Here is a 15035-nt window from a genome sequence, read left to right on the forward strand (position 1 = left end):
CTGCGATATAGACATTCCTCGGGCCGTGTGGTCACGCATCAAGATCGATGGCGAGCCACGGAAGGTGATGCGAGCGCTGTTGCCATCGGAGCGCAGCGCGCTCGGAAGGCGGCAAGGCAAGCTGACATCGGCGCTGGCGCCAGTGCAGGAAGCACAGACAGACCGCGTTGCCTTGGCGATATCCGACATGTTCGCAGGCTTTCGCTCTGTCATGCGCAACGTCGATCCCGAGTCGGCTGTGGCGATGATCGACGGCATGCGCCGGATGCTGGCCGATCTGCCGGCCTGGGCGATCGAGGAAGGGTGTCGCTCGATCCAGCGGGGCCGTTCCGGCCTCGATCACAAGTACATGCCGAACGACAACGAAATCTATGACGTGTGCGAAGCGCTGGTGAAGCCGTACCGCGAGCGCTTGCTCGAATGCGATGCGCTGCTGACCGCGCCAATCGAAGCCCGGGCGGAAGCCCCTAAGCAACTCGACAAAGCAGGGTGAGGAATGGACATGCTGGCGAAACCTGAGATTTTCACCGAAAACGATCTCAAGCGTGACCGCGTGCTCGACGCTATCGCCCGGAGTCCTCTGGCCGCGAGCCCTCCGAATAAAACGCGCGGGCGCTATTACATCGTGACGACGCTGGCCAACCATGAGGGCATCGTCTGCGGGCACATGATAGCGCGCCGCTTTGGGCTTTATCAGCCTAGAAAACCGTCGTCCTATGTGATCAAGGGCAGGAAGCGCCAAGTCATGCGCAGTCTCGCCCCGGGCTACCTGTTCGTCATGAGTTGGGACATCGAGCGCGACTATCGCCTCATTCTCTCAATCCCAGGCGTGACCGGCATCATCAGCACGCCGATCCCGGACGAACAGGTGAACAAGCTTCGCGCCGCCGAAAACCGCGAGCGCCCGATGGTCTACATGGAAGACGTGGTGAAGGTGCGCAAGCGCCGGAAGAAATATTCACAGGTCATCACCCAACGTGAAGCCACTGTGAAGGATAACGAAATCGTGTCGGTGACCTCCTACAGCGCATGGGCTGAGATCGCCGCCCTTGCGGAGCCGGAGAGAATCGGAAAGCTTCACGCTGCCCTAGGGCTCGCAGCTTCGTAGCACTTCGCCATTCCCTGTCGGGCTATCCGATATCGGCGATGCAGACTCGGCGCGGTGCCCAGCCAATCAGGTCATCCCTGTGGATTTGCAACGCATTGGAACTGAGCCCGGCCGTGCCGGGCTTTGTCGTTCATAGGGTAGTAGCCCAGTTGAACCGGTAACGGCAGCGGCAATAACCCCGGGATGCATCGCCCCGATGGGCTGCCTCAAGTATCAAGGCCCGGACGCCACAAGCATCCGGGCCTTTGTCGTCTAAGGATAGCGGCTGCGTCGATCACCATCTTCACAGCCATGCCCTCCTTGGGCGTTTCCTCCCTAGACTTGGGCCGTTGATCGGGGATCGATCAGCGGCCCCTTTCATTAGATGGGCCGGTACGAGAACAGGGGCAGCGCACGCGAGCGCGGGTACACCAGGCGCTGGGACAAGGCCCGGGCCACCTACCTACGTAGCCACCCGCTCTGCCGCATGTGTGAGGGCCAAGGCCTGACAGTCGCGGCAACCGTGGTCGATCACATCATCCCGCACAAAGGCGACCAGAAACTATTCTGGGATATCGAGGGCAACTGGCAACCGCTCTGCAAGTTCCACCACGATAGCGCCAAGCAGGCCGAGGAAGGTCGGGGCTATAGCGGTGAAGTTGGCCTCGATGGCTGGCCTCTGGATCAAAAACACCCTGCCAATCGAATTCGCCCACCCCCGGGGGGTGGGTCAAAAGTCTGAGGCCCGTCGCGCCGGGACCGGTGGCGACCATTCAAACCAAGAAAGTCGGAATTGAATACTAAAAGCCCACTGGTGATGTGATGAGAGGAGCCAAGCCAAAGATCGGCAACGTCGTTCCCATGAAGGGAACGGACCTTGCGGCCAACGAAAAATCCCGCCGGGACCGCGCGCGCAAGCTAGCGTTGAAGCTGCGGCCGAAGGATTTGAACGACGAGGAGAAGAAGGAATGGATGCGGCTCGGCTCGATGCTCGCCGATCCGGTCCTCGATCGGTTGAAGCCGCACTTCGTCGACGCCGCGCTCATGCTTGTCCGTGTCAGCCTGCGCATCCGCGCCTATGACCGGTTTTTCGCTGAGAACAAGGTCGACATGGCGGAGGCCTATCCTGGCGCCGAGCGCGTGACCGGCGAGCCCGGGCTCGACGCCGAGATCTACATGGTCGAAGGCCGAAACGGGATTCAGCTCAAGAGCCACCCACACGTCGCGCAGCGGAATGAATGCTGGCGCCAGTGGCGTTCGCTGATCTCATTGTTCGGCCTGACGCCGACGGACGAACGCAACATGGCGCCTGGCCAGTCCGATCTTTTCGACCCGGCCTCCGAGTTCGATTGATCCCGTGTCTGAAGACCAAACGACCGCTTATGCGGTCGCTGTCGTCGCGCGTGAGATTATCGCCGGGCCCCACGTCCGTGCCGCGTGCCGCCGGCACCTCAAGGATCTGAAAGACGGCGCCGCCCGCGGGATGGCCTTCGACGTTGCCGAAGCGCAGCGCGCCATCCGCTTCTTCGCGACCGTGCTGACCGTCGAGGTTGAGGAAAAGGGCGACGATGGTGTCGCGACCTCGCGGGCCGTGCCGTTTGTGCTGCAGCCCTGGCAATGCTTCATCGTCGGGTCGTTGTTCGGCTGGAAGAATGCGAAGGGCTTCCGCAGATTCCGCAGGGCCTATTGCGAGATTGGCAAGGGCTCCGGCAAGTCGCCGATGGCGGCTGGCATCGGCCACTACATGCACGGCTTCACGAAGAAGCTGCGCTCGGAAGTCTACTCGGCCGCGACGGATATGGACCAGGCCAACATCCTGTTCCGAGACGCGGTCGCGATGTGGGAGCGGTCGCCGGCGCTGCAACAGCGCCTCGGCCACAAGGGCGAAAACCCGGTCATCGAGCTGACGCACCCGCGGTCGGGATCGTTCTTCAAGCCGATCTCGAGCGACAAGAAAGGTAAGTCCGGCATCCGGCCGATGTGCGCGCTGATCGATGAGATCCACGAGCACCCGAATAATTCAGTGATCGAGATGCTGCGCGCCGGCACGAAGGGCAACCAGCAGGCGCTTATCTTCGAGATCACGAACTCCGGCTTCGATCGCAAGTCGGTCTGCTGGCACGAACATGAGTACAGCCTCAAGGTTGTGCACGGTGACGAGCGGTTGAGCGTCGAGGAAACCGACACATGGTTTGCCTACGTCTGCGCGCTCGATGAAGGCGAAGAGCCGTTCGAAGACGAAAGCTGCTGGATCAAGGTCAACCCGAATCTCGGCATCTCGATTCAGCCTGACTACATCCGCGAGCAGGTCGCCGAAGCCAAAGGCATGCCCTCCAAGGAAGGCATGGTTCGCCGTCTCAATTTCTGCCAGTGGACACAAAGCGAGTCGTCGGCAATCCCGCGTCAAGTCTGGATGGCTTGCCAAGCCGTCGGCAACAAAGCCTTCGACCCGGAGGAACTGACGGAGCGCAACGTCCCGTGCTTCGGCGGACTCGATCTCTCCAAGGTTCGCGACCTGACAGCGTTCACCTTGACGTGGATGCTCGAAAACAAAAAGGACCAGTGGCGCTTCGCCTCGAAGACATGGTTCTGGACGCCGAAGGATACGCTGCGCGAGCGCGCCAAAACGGACATGGCGCCGTATGAGGCATGGGTAAAGGAAGGCTTTATGGAAGCCGTTCCGGGACCGCGCATCAAGTATTCCTGGCTGGCCGATGCCATCCCGGAAATCTGTGCGCGGTACCAGCCGCAGATCATCGGCTGTGATCAGTACGGGCTTGAACAGTTGCTCGATGCGATGGCGGAGAAGGGCGCGGAATTGCCCGGCGCTGTGGTTCATCCGCAAGGCTTCAATCGCCGGAAGGTCGGCGAGCGCGAAGACCTGAAGCAAGACGATAGCGGCGCCGAAGAGCTCGTTCTTTGGATGCCGGACTCGATCAACAAGCTCGAAGCCGCTCTCCTCGAAGAGCGTATCGCGATCGATGTCAACCCGGTCATGACATCCTGCGCCGCCGGCGTGATCTACGAAGAAAACAAAACGGGTCACCGCATGTTCAACAAGGCCAAAGCGACGGGGCGCATTGACGGCATGGTGTCGCTGGCGATGAGCATTGGCGTGGCAACGGTGCAGCCCGACAAGACGTCGATCTACGCCACCCGCGGGGCTTTGGTTCTCTGATGGCCTTATGGTCGCGACTGTTCAATCGGCCGTCGGCTGCGCCGCGCAACGCGACACAGCAGGATGGTGGTGGTGTTCTCATCACCAACTCGGCCGATCTCGATCAGTATCTCAAGGACGGCAGTACGACCAAGGCCGGCATGGTTGTGACGCCGGACACGGCCATGCGGAACGGCGCGGTCTATGCCTGCGTGCGCCTGCTGTCCGGCCCTCAGGCGACCCTGCCGCTGCAGATCAAGCGCCGCGTCGATGAAAAGACACGTGCCGATGCGTCCGATACTCCAATCTGGAAGGTCATCAACCGCAAGCCTAACAGGTGGCAGAAGCCGCACCAGTTCAAGCGCATGATGGCGGCCCATGTGCTTCTTCGCGGCAATGCCTACGCGCTCAAAGTTATGTCGCGCGGTGAGCTACAGGGGCTGATCCCGCTCAATCCAGATCGGACGAAGACCGTTCAAAACGATGATATGTCGTTGACGCATCAATACACGTCGCCGACGGGCCGGCGCATCGATTTCAAGCAGGATGAAATCTTTCACCTCTACGGCCTGACACTAAATGGCTATGAGGGCGTGACGCCGATCACGTTTGCGCGCGAGACAATCGGTCTTGCCCTGGCGCAGGAAGACTACGGCGCGACGACGTTCAAGAACGGCGCCCGCACGCCCGGTACGCTGACGCACCCGGCCAAGCTCGGTGAAGATGCGCAGCGTCTGTTGAAGGCGAGCCTCGACGAATATCGCGCCGGCGGCGATAGCGAAGGAAAGTTCCTGATCCTCGAAGAGGCGATGAAGTTCGAACGCCTCGGAATGACAGCCGTTGACGCGCAGTGGATCGAAAGCCGGAAGCTGTCGCGCTCCGATATCGCGATGTTTTATGGCGTGCCACCGTCGATGATCGGCGACAACTCGGGTTCGGATTCGAACTGGGGTACGGGCCTCGAGCAGAAGGCCAATGGCTTCGTTACCTTCACGCTCGAAGACTACCTGACGATGTGGGAAGAGGGGATCACGATCGACCTCAACTCCGACCCGGATATCTATGCCCGCTACAATCGAGCCGCCCTTGTGAAGGGCGATCTCAATGCGCGCTGGAATGCTTATGTGCGCGGTCTTCAGTGGGGCGTCTGGTCACCGAACGAAGTGCGTGCGCTCGAAGATCAAAACCCCCGCGAAGGGGGCGATATCTTCTATCCGCCTCCGAACACAGCCGGGGCTTCGGCCGATGCCGGCGCATCCAAAGGAACAGGGCAATGACCCTTCGCAAAATGCCTGAGGCGAAGTCTTTCGCTCGCCCGCAGAATTTCCAGTGGGATGCGCCATCCGACGTGCTGGCCAAGTGGGCCGAGCGCCCGCTCGCCGCCGAAGGCGATGATCCGTCGACGATCTCGATCTATGACGTGATCGGCGAGGATATGTGGACCGGCGGCGGATTCACCGCCAAGCGCATGGCCGGCGCGCTGCGCGCCATCGGGAAAAACCCGGTGAACGTCAAGGTCAATTCGCCTGGCGGCGACATGTTCGAAGGCATCGCGATCTACAACCTGCTGCGCGAGCATCCGGCGAAGGTAACGGTCGACGTCATGGGGTGGGCGGCTTCGGCGGCGTCGATCATCGCCATGGCTGGCGACGAAATCCGCATGGGCCTCGGCACCTTCATGATGGTGCACAACGCATGGGGCATGGTGATCGGCAATCGCCATGACATGGCCGATGCTGCGAAGCTCTTCGAGGGCTTCGATTCGGCCATCGTCGATATCTATGCCGCCCGCGCCAACATCGATCGCAAGGCCATCGAGAAGCTGATGGATGCGGAAACCTTCATGGGGCCGTCCGAAGCGGTCGCCAAGGGCTTCGCCGATTCCGTCGCCGAAGATCTGAAGCCGGCCGATGCCCAGGCTCGCAGTGTCGATCAGCGCCTGATGGCGCGCCGCCAGACCGAGTCGGCTCTCGCCAAGGCTGGCTATCCCCGCAGTCTGCGCAGCGAAATGATGGCGCAGCTCATGAATTCGCCCGAGCGTGATGCAGGGCAAGACTCCGGCGCGCGCGATGCAGCCGTCAACGCAGGTCTTCTCGACCTGATCAGCACCCTCAAATCATAGGTTCGTCCATGAAACACGTTAATCCGCGCGCGGCTATGGCCGCGTCGACTGCGGTCGCGCCCGTACTCAATGCGCGCGCCCGTGGTATTGTCTTCGGCGTCCGCGCCGATGCCGGCAACGCCGACAAGATCCTCGCCGAGCTCAAGCAGACCTTCGAGACCTTCAAGGCCGAGCACAAGGCCGAACTCGAAGCTGTCAAAAAGGACGTGGTGCAGACCGAAAAGGTCGACCGCATCAACGCCGAAGTGACCAAGCTGCAGGGGGCGATCGACGAGGTGAACGCGCTCGTTGCCGCTCTTCGCGTCAGCGGCGGCGGCGGCAAGGACGATCTGTCGGCCGATGAGAAAGCCCACGCCAAGGCCTTCAACTCATACTTCCGCAAGGGCGCCGAAGCCGGCCTCCGCGATCTGGAAGTCAAGGCCGCGGCGACGACCGACAACGATCCGAACGGCGGCTATCTGGTCGACAAGCAGACCGAGCAGACCGTCGATCGCGTGCTGGCGACCGTTTCCGCCATCCGCTCCATCGCGTCGGTGATGACCATCTCGGCGCAGACCTACCGCAAGCTGGTCGGGCAGGGCGGCGCCACCGGCGGCTGGGTCGGCGAAAAGCAGGCCCGTCCGGAAACCACGTCGCCGACGCTGGCGGCGCTGGAATTCCCGGCCATGGAGCTGTACGCCAATCCCTCGGCGACCCAGACCATGCTCGATGACGCCCGCGTCGACATCGCCGCTTGGCTCGGCGATGAAGTCTCGCAGACCTTTGCCGATTATGAAGGCGTTGCCTTCTATTCCGGCGATGGCGTCAACAAGCCGCGCGGCATCTCGTCCTACACGATGGTCGCCGATGCGTCGTACGCCTGGGGCAAGGTCGGTTTCCAGGTGTCCGGTGTGGCGGCTGCGCTCAACGACTCGACGCACAATGGCGCCGATGCCGTCACCGATCTCGTCTATTCGATCAAGCAGGGCTACCGCACCAATGCGCGGTTCCTGATGAACCGGAAGACGCAGGCGGCGGTGCGCAAGTTCAAGACCCTCGGCACCGAGCAGTTGCCGCTGTGGCAGCCCTCGCTGCAGGTCGGCCAGCCGGCGACGCTGATGGGCTATCCCATCACCGATGACGACAACGTCGAGGATATCGGCGCCAACAAGTTCCCGATGTGGTTCGGCGACTTCAAGCGCGCCTATCTCATCGTCGACCGCGCCGGCATCCGCGTGCTGCGCGATCCCTTCACCAACAAGCCCTACGTGATGTTCTACACCACGAAGCGCGTCGGTGGCGGCATCCAGAACTTCGAGGCCGTCAAGGCCCTGAAGTGCAGCACCTGATCGCTGGCTGAAGCCGGCTGATCGAACGCCGGGCGGCCCAGCCGGGCCGCCCATCTTTCCCGAAATGTCCATCTGAAACGAAAGGGCAAGTCCATGAAGGACATGCACAATAATATCAACGTGCTTCGCGCTCTAAAGCCGCAGGCGGTCGGTACGACCGGTGCGGCCAACGGCGTGCTCTCGGCGATCATCGATCGTCAGGGCTTCGAGTCCGTTGAGTTCGCCTATCAGTCCGGCGGCAGCGCGTCGGTTGCGGACACGATCACCCCCGTGGTGTTCGAGGCCGCGGCGACCGGCGACTCGTTCGCGTCCGTGGCGGATGCCGATCTGCTCGGCACCGAGGCGGCGCTGACCCTGTCGACCGCGGCCGGCAAGTATGGCCGTGTCGGCTATCGCGGCAACAAGCGCTACCTCAAGTTCAAGCTCTACGGCGTCGGCACGGCGACGGCCCTGGTGGCCGCTTCCGTGATCCTCGGCAATCCGCAGCAGGCACCTGTCGCCTGATGGTTGCTCTGTCGCCAGTCCTGGCCGCGCGCGGGGTGACCGCGCGCGGCGTTCCGGAGCACGTCGCCATTGTCGGCCTCGGGCCTTCATGCGCGACGTTCTTCGAACTCACGCGCCGGCTCGGCGGGGTGAGCGCGTATTGCGATGAAGTCTGGGGCATCAACGCCATCGGCGACGTGCTCAAGTGCGACCGTATCTTTCACATGGACGATCTTCGCGTGCAGGAAGCGCGCGCCGAGGCGAAGCCCGACGGCAATATTGCCGCCATGGTGGCTTGGCTGAAAAGCCATCCCGGCCCGATTTATACGAGCGTGGTACGCCCCGGGTATCCCGGGCTTGTCGCCTTTCCGCTCGAGGAAGTGCTCAACCGCAAGCACGACGGCAATGGCGGCGCGCCGTATTTCAATTCGACGGCGGCCTATGCGATTGCCTATGCCATTCACGTCGGTGTCAAGCGCATCTCGCTTTTCGGCCTCGATTATACCTTGCCGAACGCGCATCACGCCGAGAAAGGCCGGGCTTGCTGCGAATTCTGGCTCGGCATCGCGGCTTCGCGCGGCATTGAAATCACCGTGCCGGAAACGAGCTCGCTGCTGGATGCCTGCGCGCCGGAAGCCGAACGGCTCTATGGCTACGACTGCGTCGACGTGCACCTTCATGATAGGGAAGACGGGTCGGTGAAGGTCGAATTCGTCGCCAAGTCCGAGACGCCGTCGGCCGCGGAGGTTGAAGCCCGCTACGATCACTCGCAACATCCGAATCCGCTTGTGAGCGGCAAGGCTGCCTGATGTATCGCCCCGTCCTCGTCACGCCGCCGGCAGCAAAGCCGCTCACCCTCGAAGAGGTGAAGGCTCACCTTGACGTGTCCTATACCGATAAGGACACCGAAATCACGCTTTTGCTCGATGCCGCGATTGCCTATCTCGACGGTTGGACCGGCATTCTGGGGCGGTGCCTGATGCCGCAAACCTGGCGGCAGGATTTCGACGACTTCTCCCGTTGCCTGCGCCTGCCGCTGTTCCAGGCCGCGTCGATCACCAGTGTGAAATACGACGATAGTTCCGCCGTCGAGCAGACCGTATCGTCAAGCTTCTACGATCTGCTGACCGATGACCGCGGCGGCTTCGTCCGCTTCAAGGATACCTACAGCTTCGCCGCGGTGAACAGTCAGCGTCCGGCCGTCCGCGTCGCCTATGTCGCGGGCTATGCCGATGCGGCGAGCGTGCCGGCGGCGATAAAAGCTGCAATGCTGCTGCTGATCCGCCACTGGTTCGACAATCCCGGCGCTGTGCAGGTCGGCCAACCGGCACAGGCGATGCCGTTCGCGGTTGATGCGCTGCTGGCGCCGTATCGACGGATTTCGTTCTAGTCATGCAGCGCCGGTATGATCGCCTCGTCACGGTACAGCGCAAGTCGGTGACGCAGTCGGGTTCTGGCGAAGAGGTCTCCACCTGGACGGATATCGCCTATCGGGTGCCGGCACGGGTAGAGCCGACGCGTGGCAGCGAGCGGATGACGGGTGCCCAGGAAGTGGCGCAGCAGGAGTTGACGGTGACGATCCGCTTCCATGTGATTCCGTCGACGTCGCGCCCGCTGACCCCTGAAGATCGCATCATCTATCCCGTCGACGGCCTGAGTCAGAACGTGCAAGCGCCGCCGGCAAACTGCATCCTCGATATCGTTTCGCCCGATGAGGTCGGCCGGCAGATCGACCTTTCGATCAAGACTATTCGCCGGGCGGATGTGACGTCGTGACCGTCAAGGACATTCGCCCCGCGCTGCGCGCCTTCCTGCTGGCCGATAGCGTTATCAGCACGGCAGTGGGTGGCGCGCGGGTCTATCCGACGAAGATGGCGCAGGGCGTCACGGCGGAAAGCCTCGTCTATAACCTGATCAGCGAAGTTGGTGACGTGCACACCGAAGGCCCGGACGGGCTTTGCTCGGCGCGAATTCAGGTCGATGCCTATGCCACGACCGCGGATGCAGCGATGGCGCTGGCTCTGCAGGTCAAGGATCGGTTGTTCGGCTATCGGGGCACGATGGGCAGCGGCGGCAATGCCGTGACGGTGCAGGGCGTGTTCCTGGGCGGCACGGGCCGCACCGAGTTCGATGACATCGCGCAGATGCACCGCGTCAGTCGCGATTTTCTGGTGGGGTTCGAAGACCGTGGCTAGCCAGATATTCAAGGTCGATGGGCTCAAGGAACTCGACGCCGCGCTTGTCGAGTTGGCCGACACTTACGGCGAGAAAAAGGTCAAGCCGTTGCTCACGCGCGTGCTGAAGAAGTCCGGCGAGCCGATCCGTGCCGCGGGCGAAGCCAATGCGCCGAAGCTCACCGGCCGGCTCAAGCTGTCTTACACCGTCTCGACGAAACTCTCACGCAGCCAGAAGCGAGCCAACGTCAAAGAGTCGATGGTCGAGGTCTATGTCGGCCCGGGCCCGCATCCCAAGGGCTTACAGACCGAATTCGGCAATGCTCACCAGGCGCCGGAGCCTCACTTGCGGCCGGCGTTCGATTCTCAGGTCGATCAGTCGCTCACGATCGTGAAGAGCGAGCTCGCCGACGACATCGCCAGAACGACAAAACGGCTCGGCCGCAAGGCCGCGCGCGACGCCGCAAAGATGAAATCAGGCCGATAGGCCTCACGGAATCCCCGTCCCCGCGGGGGTGATCGCGGGCTTTTATATCTCTCACCTCATCGAATGGAGATCGCAATGACCGCGACAGCCGCGCAGCTTGGCTATGGCACTATCCTTCAGATCCGCACGTCGACCGGGCCGGATGTCTGGCTCAAGATCGGCGAGCAGATGAAAATCAAGCCGCCGTCGTTCAAAGTCGACACAGTCGATGCGACGCATACGGAAAGCCCCGATGCCTTCCGCGAATATATCGCGGGTCTTGCCGACGGCGAGTCGATGAGCTTCGATATCAACTATGTCCCCGGCGACAGTAGCGTTGCGACCTTGCTGACCTATCTGCGCACCGCCGTGACGGCGCGCGTGGTGTTCGCCAACGGCTATATTTGGAATTTCGTTGGCATCCAGACGTCGTTTGCGCCGGACGCGCCGGAAGACGGCAAGATGACGGCCGCTATCGAATTCAAGGTCACCGGCAAGCCCACACTGGTGGCGCCGTCCGCGCCGGTCAATTCGGTGCTGCCGGCGATCTCCGGCACGCTCGCCACGGGCGATACCCTCACCGCCTACGAGGGCAACTGGTCGGGCGCGCCGACGTTCACCTATCAGTGGAAGAATGCCACCGTGAATATCAACGGCGCTACGTCGAAGACCTACGTGCTGGCGGCCGGCGATAGCGGCGACTCCATCACCGTCACGGTGACCGCGACTAACGCGGCCGGCTCGGCGAGCGCTACCTCGGCGCCGGTCATCGGGGCCTGATAACTGATGGCAAATCCACATAAAGGCGAAGTTACGTTCAAAGCCGGGGAGGACAGCCATACGCTGTCCTTCTCAGCCAACGCGCTGGCCGAGCTCGAGGACATGCTCGGCGTTGGCGTCAATGAGATCGGCTCGCTGATGGCCGATCCGGCGAATATCCGCATGACGACGATGCGGACGATCTTCCATGCCGGGTTGCTCGACGAGAACCCCGACGTCGATCTCAAACAGGCCAAGGCGATCTTTTCCAAGGTCATGCCGACGGAAGCCGTCGGGCTGATCGTCAGGGCCTTCACGCTCGCGTTTCCCGACGCGCCAGCCGAAGGTGACGCGAACCCTCCGAAGCCGGGTCAGGATGGGACTGGCCAGTCCTCCTAGAGGGTTGGCTGGAAGCCGGGCTCGGCACCGAAGAAGACTTCTGGCGATCGACGCCGCGGCAGATCGACCGCCAGTTCAAAGCCGTGGGGCGGCGATATCAACGCGAGCACGATCAACGCGCCTGGCTCGCCTGGCATATCGCCTACCTGCCGCGATCTGAAAAGCCCGTTCCTCTCGATCGTCTCTTGAGCCGCGCGCGGCCGCGTGAGCCGCAGACGGACGAAGAGGCCTTCGAAATCGTGAAGCTGCTCAACGCCGCCTATGGTGGCACCATCGTCACATAGAAAGCATGATTGAATGGCCGGTAATGCCGTCATCGGTGCGCTGCGCGTTGTCTTGGGGGCCGATACTGCCGCGCTCGAGACGGGGCTGAAAGACGCGCGGTCGAGCCTCGCTTCCTTCGGCGCAAGCGCCGGGGCGGTATTGACTGCGGCGGGCGCGGCGATGGCGGCCGGCCTGACCGCCGCGACATATGCCGTGAAAAAGCAGATCGATTCTTTCGACGATCTGTCTAAGACATCGCAAAAAATCGGCGTTCCGGTCGAACAACTGTCGGCGCTGCGCTATGCCGCTCAACTGTCCGACGTCAGCTCCGAGGCGCTGACCAAGGGGCTTGGCAAGCTGGCGCGATCGGCCGTCGACGCGGCACAAGGATCGACGACCGCCGTTGCGGCCTATCGGGCTCTTGGAATTTCGTTCCGCGATTCAGGCGGCAATATCAAGCAGGTCGGCGACCTGTTGCCGCAGATTGCCGACCGTTTCGCAGCGATGAAAGACGGCACCACCAAGACCGCCCTCGCCATGCAGATCTTCGGCAAGGCCGGCGCGGATATGATTCCGCTGCTCAACTCGGGCGGTGCCGGCTTGCGCGAAATGACGACGGAAGCCGCGGCCTTCGGACTTGTGATCGACCAGAACACGGGCCGGGCGGCTGAGGCCTTCAATGACAACCTGACGCGGCTGGGGAAAATCTTCGAAGGTCTAGTGACACAGGTCACGGCGCAAATGCTGCCGACGTTGCTGCAGTTCAATCAGATGCTGTTGGACTTCGCCAAGAATGGCGAGTTGGTCAAGACGGCCGCGAGCGGCATCGTCGCCTTCTTTAAGGCGCTGGCCGAAGAGGCCATCAAAACCGGCGTGATATTCCATCGTGCGGCGGCCGATCTTTACGCGTTCGCCAACGTGGTCGATAAATTCTTCGGCACCGATTTCGGCGCCCTGAAAAAGGCGTGGGCTGACTTCAATCAGAGTCGAGACGATACCGCCAAAGCCTATGACAGCATGGGCAAGGTGATCGCCAAGTTTAATGAGGATGCGACAAAGGGGTTTCAAGCTCTCGGCGAGCAGACGAAAAAGACCTTCAGTCCAACCATCATCAAGACCACAAAGGACGCGCTCGATTCCTTCCTCGACTCGAAGAACAAGCAGATCGCCGCGTTTCAGGCTGAGGCCTCGACCATCGGTCAGTCGAATATCGTGCAGCAGCAGGCCAAGATCGTGGCCGAAGGTCTGGCGGCGGCGCAGGCCAATCACATCCCGATCACGGAAGCGCTACGGCAGAAACTGCAGCAACTCGCAGAGACGTGGTCGACGTGGAATGAGAGAGCCGTCTTCGGCAAGCAAGTGTTTGAACAGACGCGCACGCCAGCCGAGCAATTCGCCGCGACGATGGAGCGGCTGAATCTCGCATTCGATTACGGCAAGGCAAACCAGGAAGTCTATGCGCGTGGCGTGGCGCAGGCGCAGCAGCAGCTTGTGCAGGCCACACCGGAATTGCAGGCGTTCGAACAAGCCGCCGAGTCGGCATTTGGCAAGGCGCTCGATGGCACGCTGAACCTCAAAGATGCGCTTAAGGATCTACTCAAAACGCTGGCGATGCAGCAGTTCAAGAATCTGTTGCTCGGTACGCAGGGTGGTTCGTCGGGTGGGGTCCTGGGCAGCCTGGCCGGCGGTGGCGGCGGAATTGGCAGTGTCATCGGAGGCATCGGCAAGCTATTCGGTTTTGCCAACGGCGGATCGTTCGGGGTCGGCGGTTCCGGCGGCATCGACTCGCAACTCGTCGCGTTCCGTGCCTCGCCGAATGAAACGGTGAGCGTGACAAAGCCGGGGCAGGGCATAGGCGGCGGCTTTGTCTTTGCGCCGGTCACGAACATCGACGCGAGCGGGTCGAGCATGAGTGAAGCGAAGCTCGGTGCCATTCTCAAAAAGAATAACGAAGCGCTTCTGCGACAGGTCAATAAGACATATCCGTCGCGCGCTCTTTCTAATCAGGCGCTCGGCACATGAGTCTTCTCTATATTCCGCCAGAGATTATCTCCGGACAATCGTTGGCGTGGCAATTATCCGGGCAGGCAATCTCTGGCGGCCAATCCGGAAGCGATGCTATTCCCTACACGCGCACGGACGGCGGCGGTTTGTGGCGCGCCGATTTTGACAGCATTCCGGTTCCTGATCGCGAGTCGGTCCTTCGATGGAGAGCCTTCGAGGCGCTTCTTGATGCCGGCTCGCAAGCCGTCGTCGTCCCATACCGCGATCTGCTTTATGCGCCGCGTGCCGATCTGGCCGCCGCATACAGTTACGATGCCGTCTCGATCCCTCATTCGGATGGCACGTTCTTTTCGGATGGGACTGGATATTCGCAGGGTGCGATCGTCGCGTTGAGCCTTTCGGCGTTCTCACTCCGGTCGACCCAGATCACGATAAGGATCATTGCCGGTGGCGTCTTGCGTCCCGGCATGCATTTCTCGATCGACCATCCGACCAAGCGGCATCGCCTGTATCGCATCAAGCAGGTAACCGACTTTGGGGGCGATTACGTCTGCAAATTCTCGCCGCCCATGCGGGAGGCCGGTCGTATCAACACAGCGCTCGAATTCAACGAGCCAAAGTGCGTCATGCGGCTGGTGTCGCCAGATCAAATGAAGCTGTCGATGCAGTATGGACTATGGTCCTTCCCGAGCGTGTCTTTCGTTGAGACGTTTGTCGTCTAGCCCATGAACCTCCCCTCAGCACTCCGCGCCGAGCTTGCGAAAGACCGCCCGCGCATCGGAATTCTGTTCC

General features: G+C 61.8%; 17 protein-coding genes. All 17 read left to right on the forward strand.

The genetic code is table 11. The features are described 5' to 3' along the window. Positions 1-25: 25 nt before the first annotated feature. The 17 genes from ASD45_RS08470 to ASD45_RS08560 all read left to right on the forward strand — a co-directional run bounded on the left by ASD45_RS08470 (position 26) and on the right by ASD45_RS08560 (position 14965). Positions 26-493 carry a hypothetical protein gene (locus tag ASD45_RS08470; protein WP_056911087.1) on the forward strand — a complete coding sequence of 156 codons (468 nt, stop codon included), beginning with the start codon at positions 26-28 and terminating at the stop codon, positions 491-493. 3 nt (positions 494-496) lie between these two features. Next, positions 497-1108, forward strand: a complete 612-nt coding sequence (locus ASD45_RS08475) for a transcription termination/antitermination NusG family protein (RefSeq protein WP_056911088.1) — start codon at positions 497-499, stop codon at positions 1106-1108. A gap of 840 nt (positions 1109-1948) precedes the next feature. After that, the gene (locus ASD45_RS08485) at positions 1949-2440 is read left to right on the forward strand and encodes a P27 family phage terminase small subunit (protein WP_162249399.1); all 492 of its coding nucleotides are present in this window, start codon (positions 1949-1951) and stop codon (positions 2438-2440) included. 4 nt (positions 2441-2444) lie between these two features. Beyond that, positions 2445-4265, forward strand: coding sequence for a terminase large subunit (locus ASD45_RS08490; RefSeq protein WP_082540726.1), 1821 nt, complete (start codon positions 2445-2447; stop codon positions 4263-4265). Continuing rightward, positions 4265-5521, forward strand: coding sequence for a phage portal protein (locus ASD45_RS08495; RefSeq protein WP_056911092.1), 1257 nt, complete (start codon positions 4265-4267; stop codon positions 5519-5521). The genes ASD45_RS08490 and ASD45_RS08495 overlap by 1 nt, the downstream gene beginning before the upstream one ends. Further along, positions 5518-6366, forward strand: coding sequence for a head maturation protease, ClpP-related (locus tag ASD45_RS08500; RefSeq protein ID WP_056911093.1), 849 nt, complete (start codon positions 5518-5520; stop codon positions 6364-6366). The genes ASD45_RS08495 and ASD45_RS08500 overlap by 4 nt, the downstream gene beginning before the upstream one ends. A 35-nt stretch (positions 6367-6401) precedes the next feature. Further along, the gene (locus ASD45_RS08505; protein WP_056911094.1) at positions 6402-7694 is read left to right on the forward strand and encodes a phage major capsid protein; all 1293 of its coding nucleotides are present in this window, start codon (positions 6402-6404) and stop codon (positions 7692-7694) included. 93 nt (positions 7695-7787) lie between these two features. Continuing rightward, positions 7788-8198: a hypothetical protein gene (locus tag ASD45_RS08510; protein ID WP_056911095.1), complete on the forward strand. Its 411-nt coding sequence runs from the start codon at positions 7788-7790 to the stop codon at positions 8196-8198. Further along, positions 8198-8986 carry a hypothetical protein gene (locus tag ASD45_RS08515; RefSeq protein WP_056911096.1) on the forward strand — a complete coding sequence of 263 codons (789 nt, stop codon included), beginning with the start codon at positions 8198-8200 and terminating at the stop codon, positions 8984-8986. The genes ASD45_RS08510 and ASD45_RS08515 overlap by 1 nt, the downstream gene beginning before the upstream one ends. After that, the gene (locus tag ASD45_RS08520; protein WP_056911097.1) at positions 8986-9567 is read left to right on the forward strand and encodes a head-tail connector protein; all 582 of its coding nucleotides are present in this window, start codon (positions 8986-8988) and stop codon (positions 9565-9567) included. The genes ASD45_RS08515 and ASD45_RS08520 overlap by 1 nt, the downstream gene beginning before the upstream one ends. A gap of 2 nt (positions 9568-9569) precedes the next feature. Then, positions 9570-9953, forward strand: a complete 384-nt coding sequence (locus tag ASD45_RS08525) for a head-tail adaptor protein (RefSeq protein WP_056911098.1) — start codon at positions 9570-9572, stop codon at positions 9951-9953. Continuing rightward, positions 9950-10372 (forward strand): DUF3168 domain-containing protein, encoded by a 423-nt coding sequence (locus ASD45_RS08530; protein WP_056911099.1) that lies wholly within the window; start codon positions 9950-9952, stop codon positions 10370-10372. Before ASD45_RS08525 ends, ASD45_RS08530 begins: the two co-directional genes overlap by 4 nt. Continuing rightward, entirely contained in the window at positions 10365-10838 is a 474-nt protein-coding gene (locus ASD45_RS08535) for a hypothetical protein (RefSeq protein WP_056911100.1), read from the forward strand. Before ASD45_RS08530 ends, ASD45_RS08535 begins: the two co-directional genes overlap by 8 nt. A gap of 75 nt (positions 10839-10913) precedes the next feature. After that, positions 10914-11597, forward strand: coding sequence for a phage tail tube protein (locus tag ASD45_RS08540; RefSeq protein WP_156380767.1), 684 nt, complete (start codon positions 10914-10916; stop codon positions 11595-11597). A gap of 6 nt (positions 11598-11603) precedes the next feature. After that, positions 11604-11975: a hypothetical protein gene (locus ASD45_RS08545; protein WP_056911102.1), complete on the forward strand. Its 372-nt coding sequence runs from the start codon at positions 11604-11606 to the stop codon at positions 11973-11975. A gap of 297 nt (positions 11976-12272) precedes the next feature. Next, entirely contained in the window at positions 12273-14261 is a 1989-nt protein-coding gene (locus ASD45_RS08555) for a hypothetical protein (RefSeq protein ID WP_056911104.1), read from the forward strand. Further along, a complete protein-coding gene (locus tag ASD45_RS08560; protein WP_156380768.1) occupies positions 14258-14965 on the forward strand; it encodes a hypothetical protein in 708 nt (235 codons plus the stop codon). Before ASD45_RS08555 ends, ASD45_RS08560 begins: the two co-directional genes overlap by 4 nt. Positions 14966-15035 lie beyond the last annotated feature (70 nt).

This window comes from Pseudolabrys sp. Root1462, assembly GCF_001426945.1.
In the GTDB taxonomy this organism is placed as follows: Bacteria; Pseudomonadota; Alphaproteobacteria; order Rhizobiales; family Xanthobacteraceae; genus Pseudolabrys.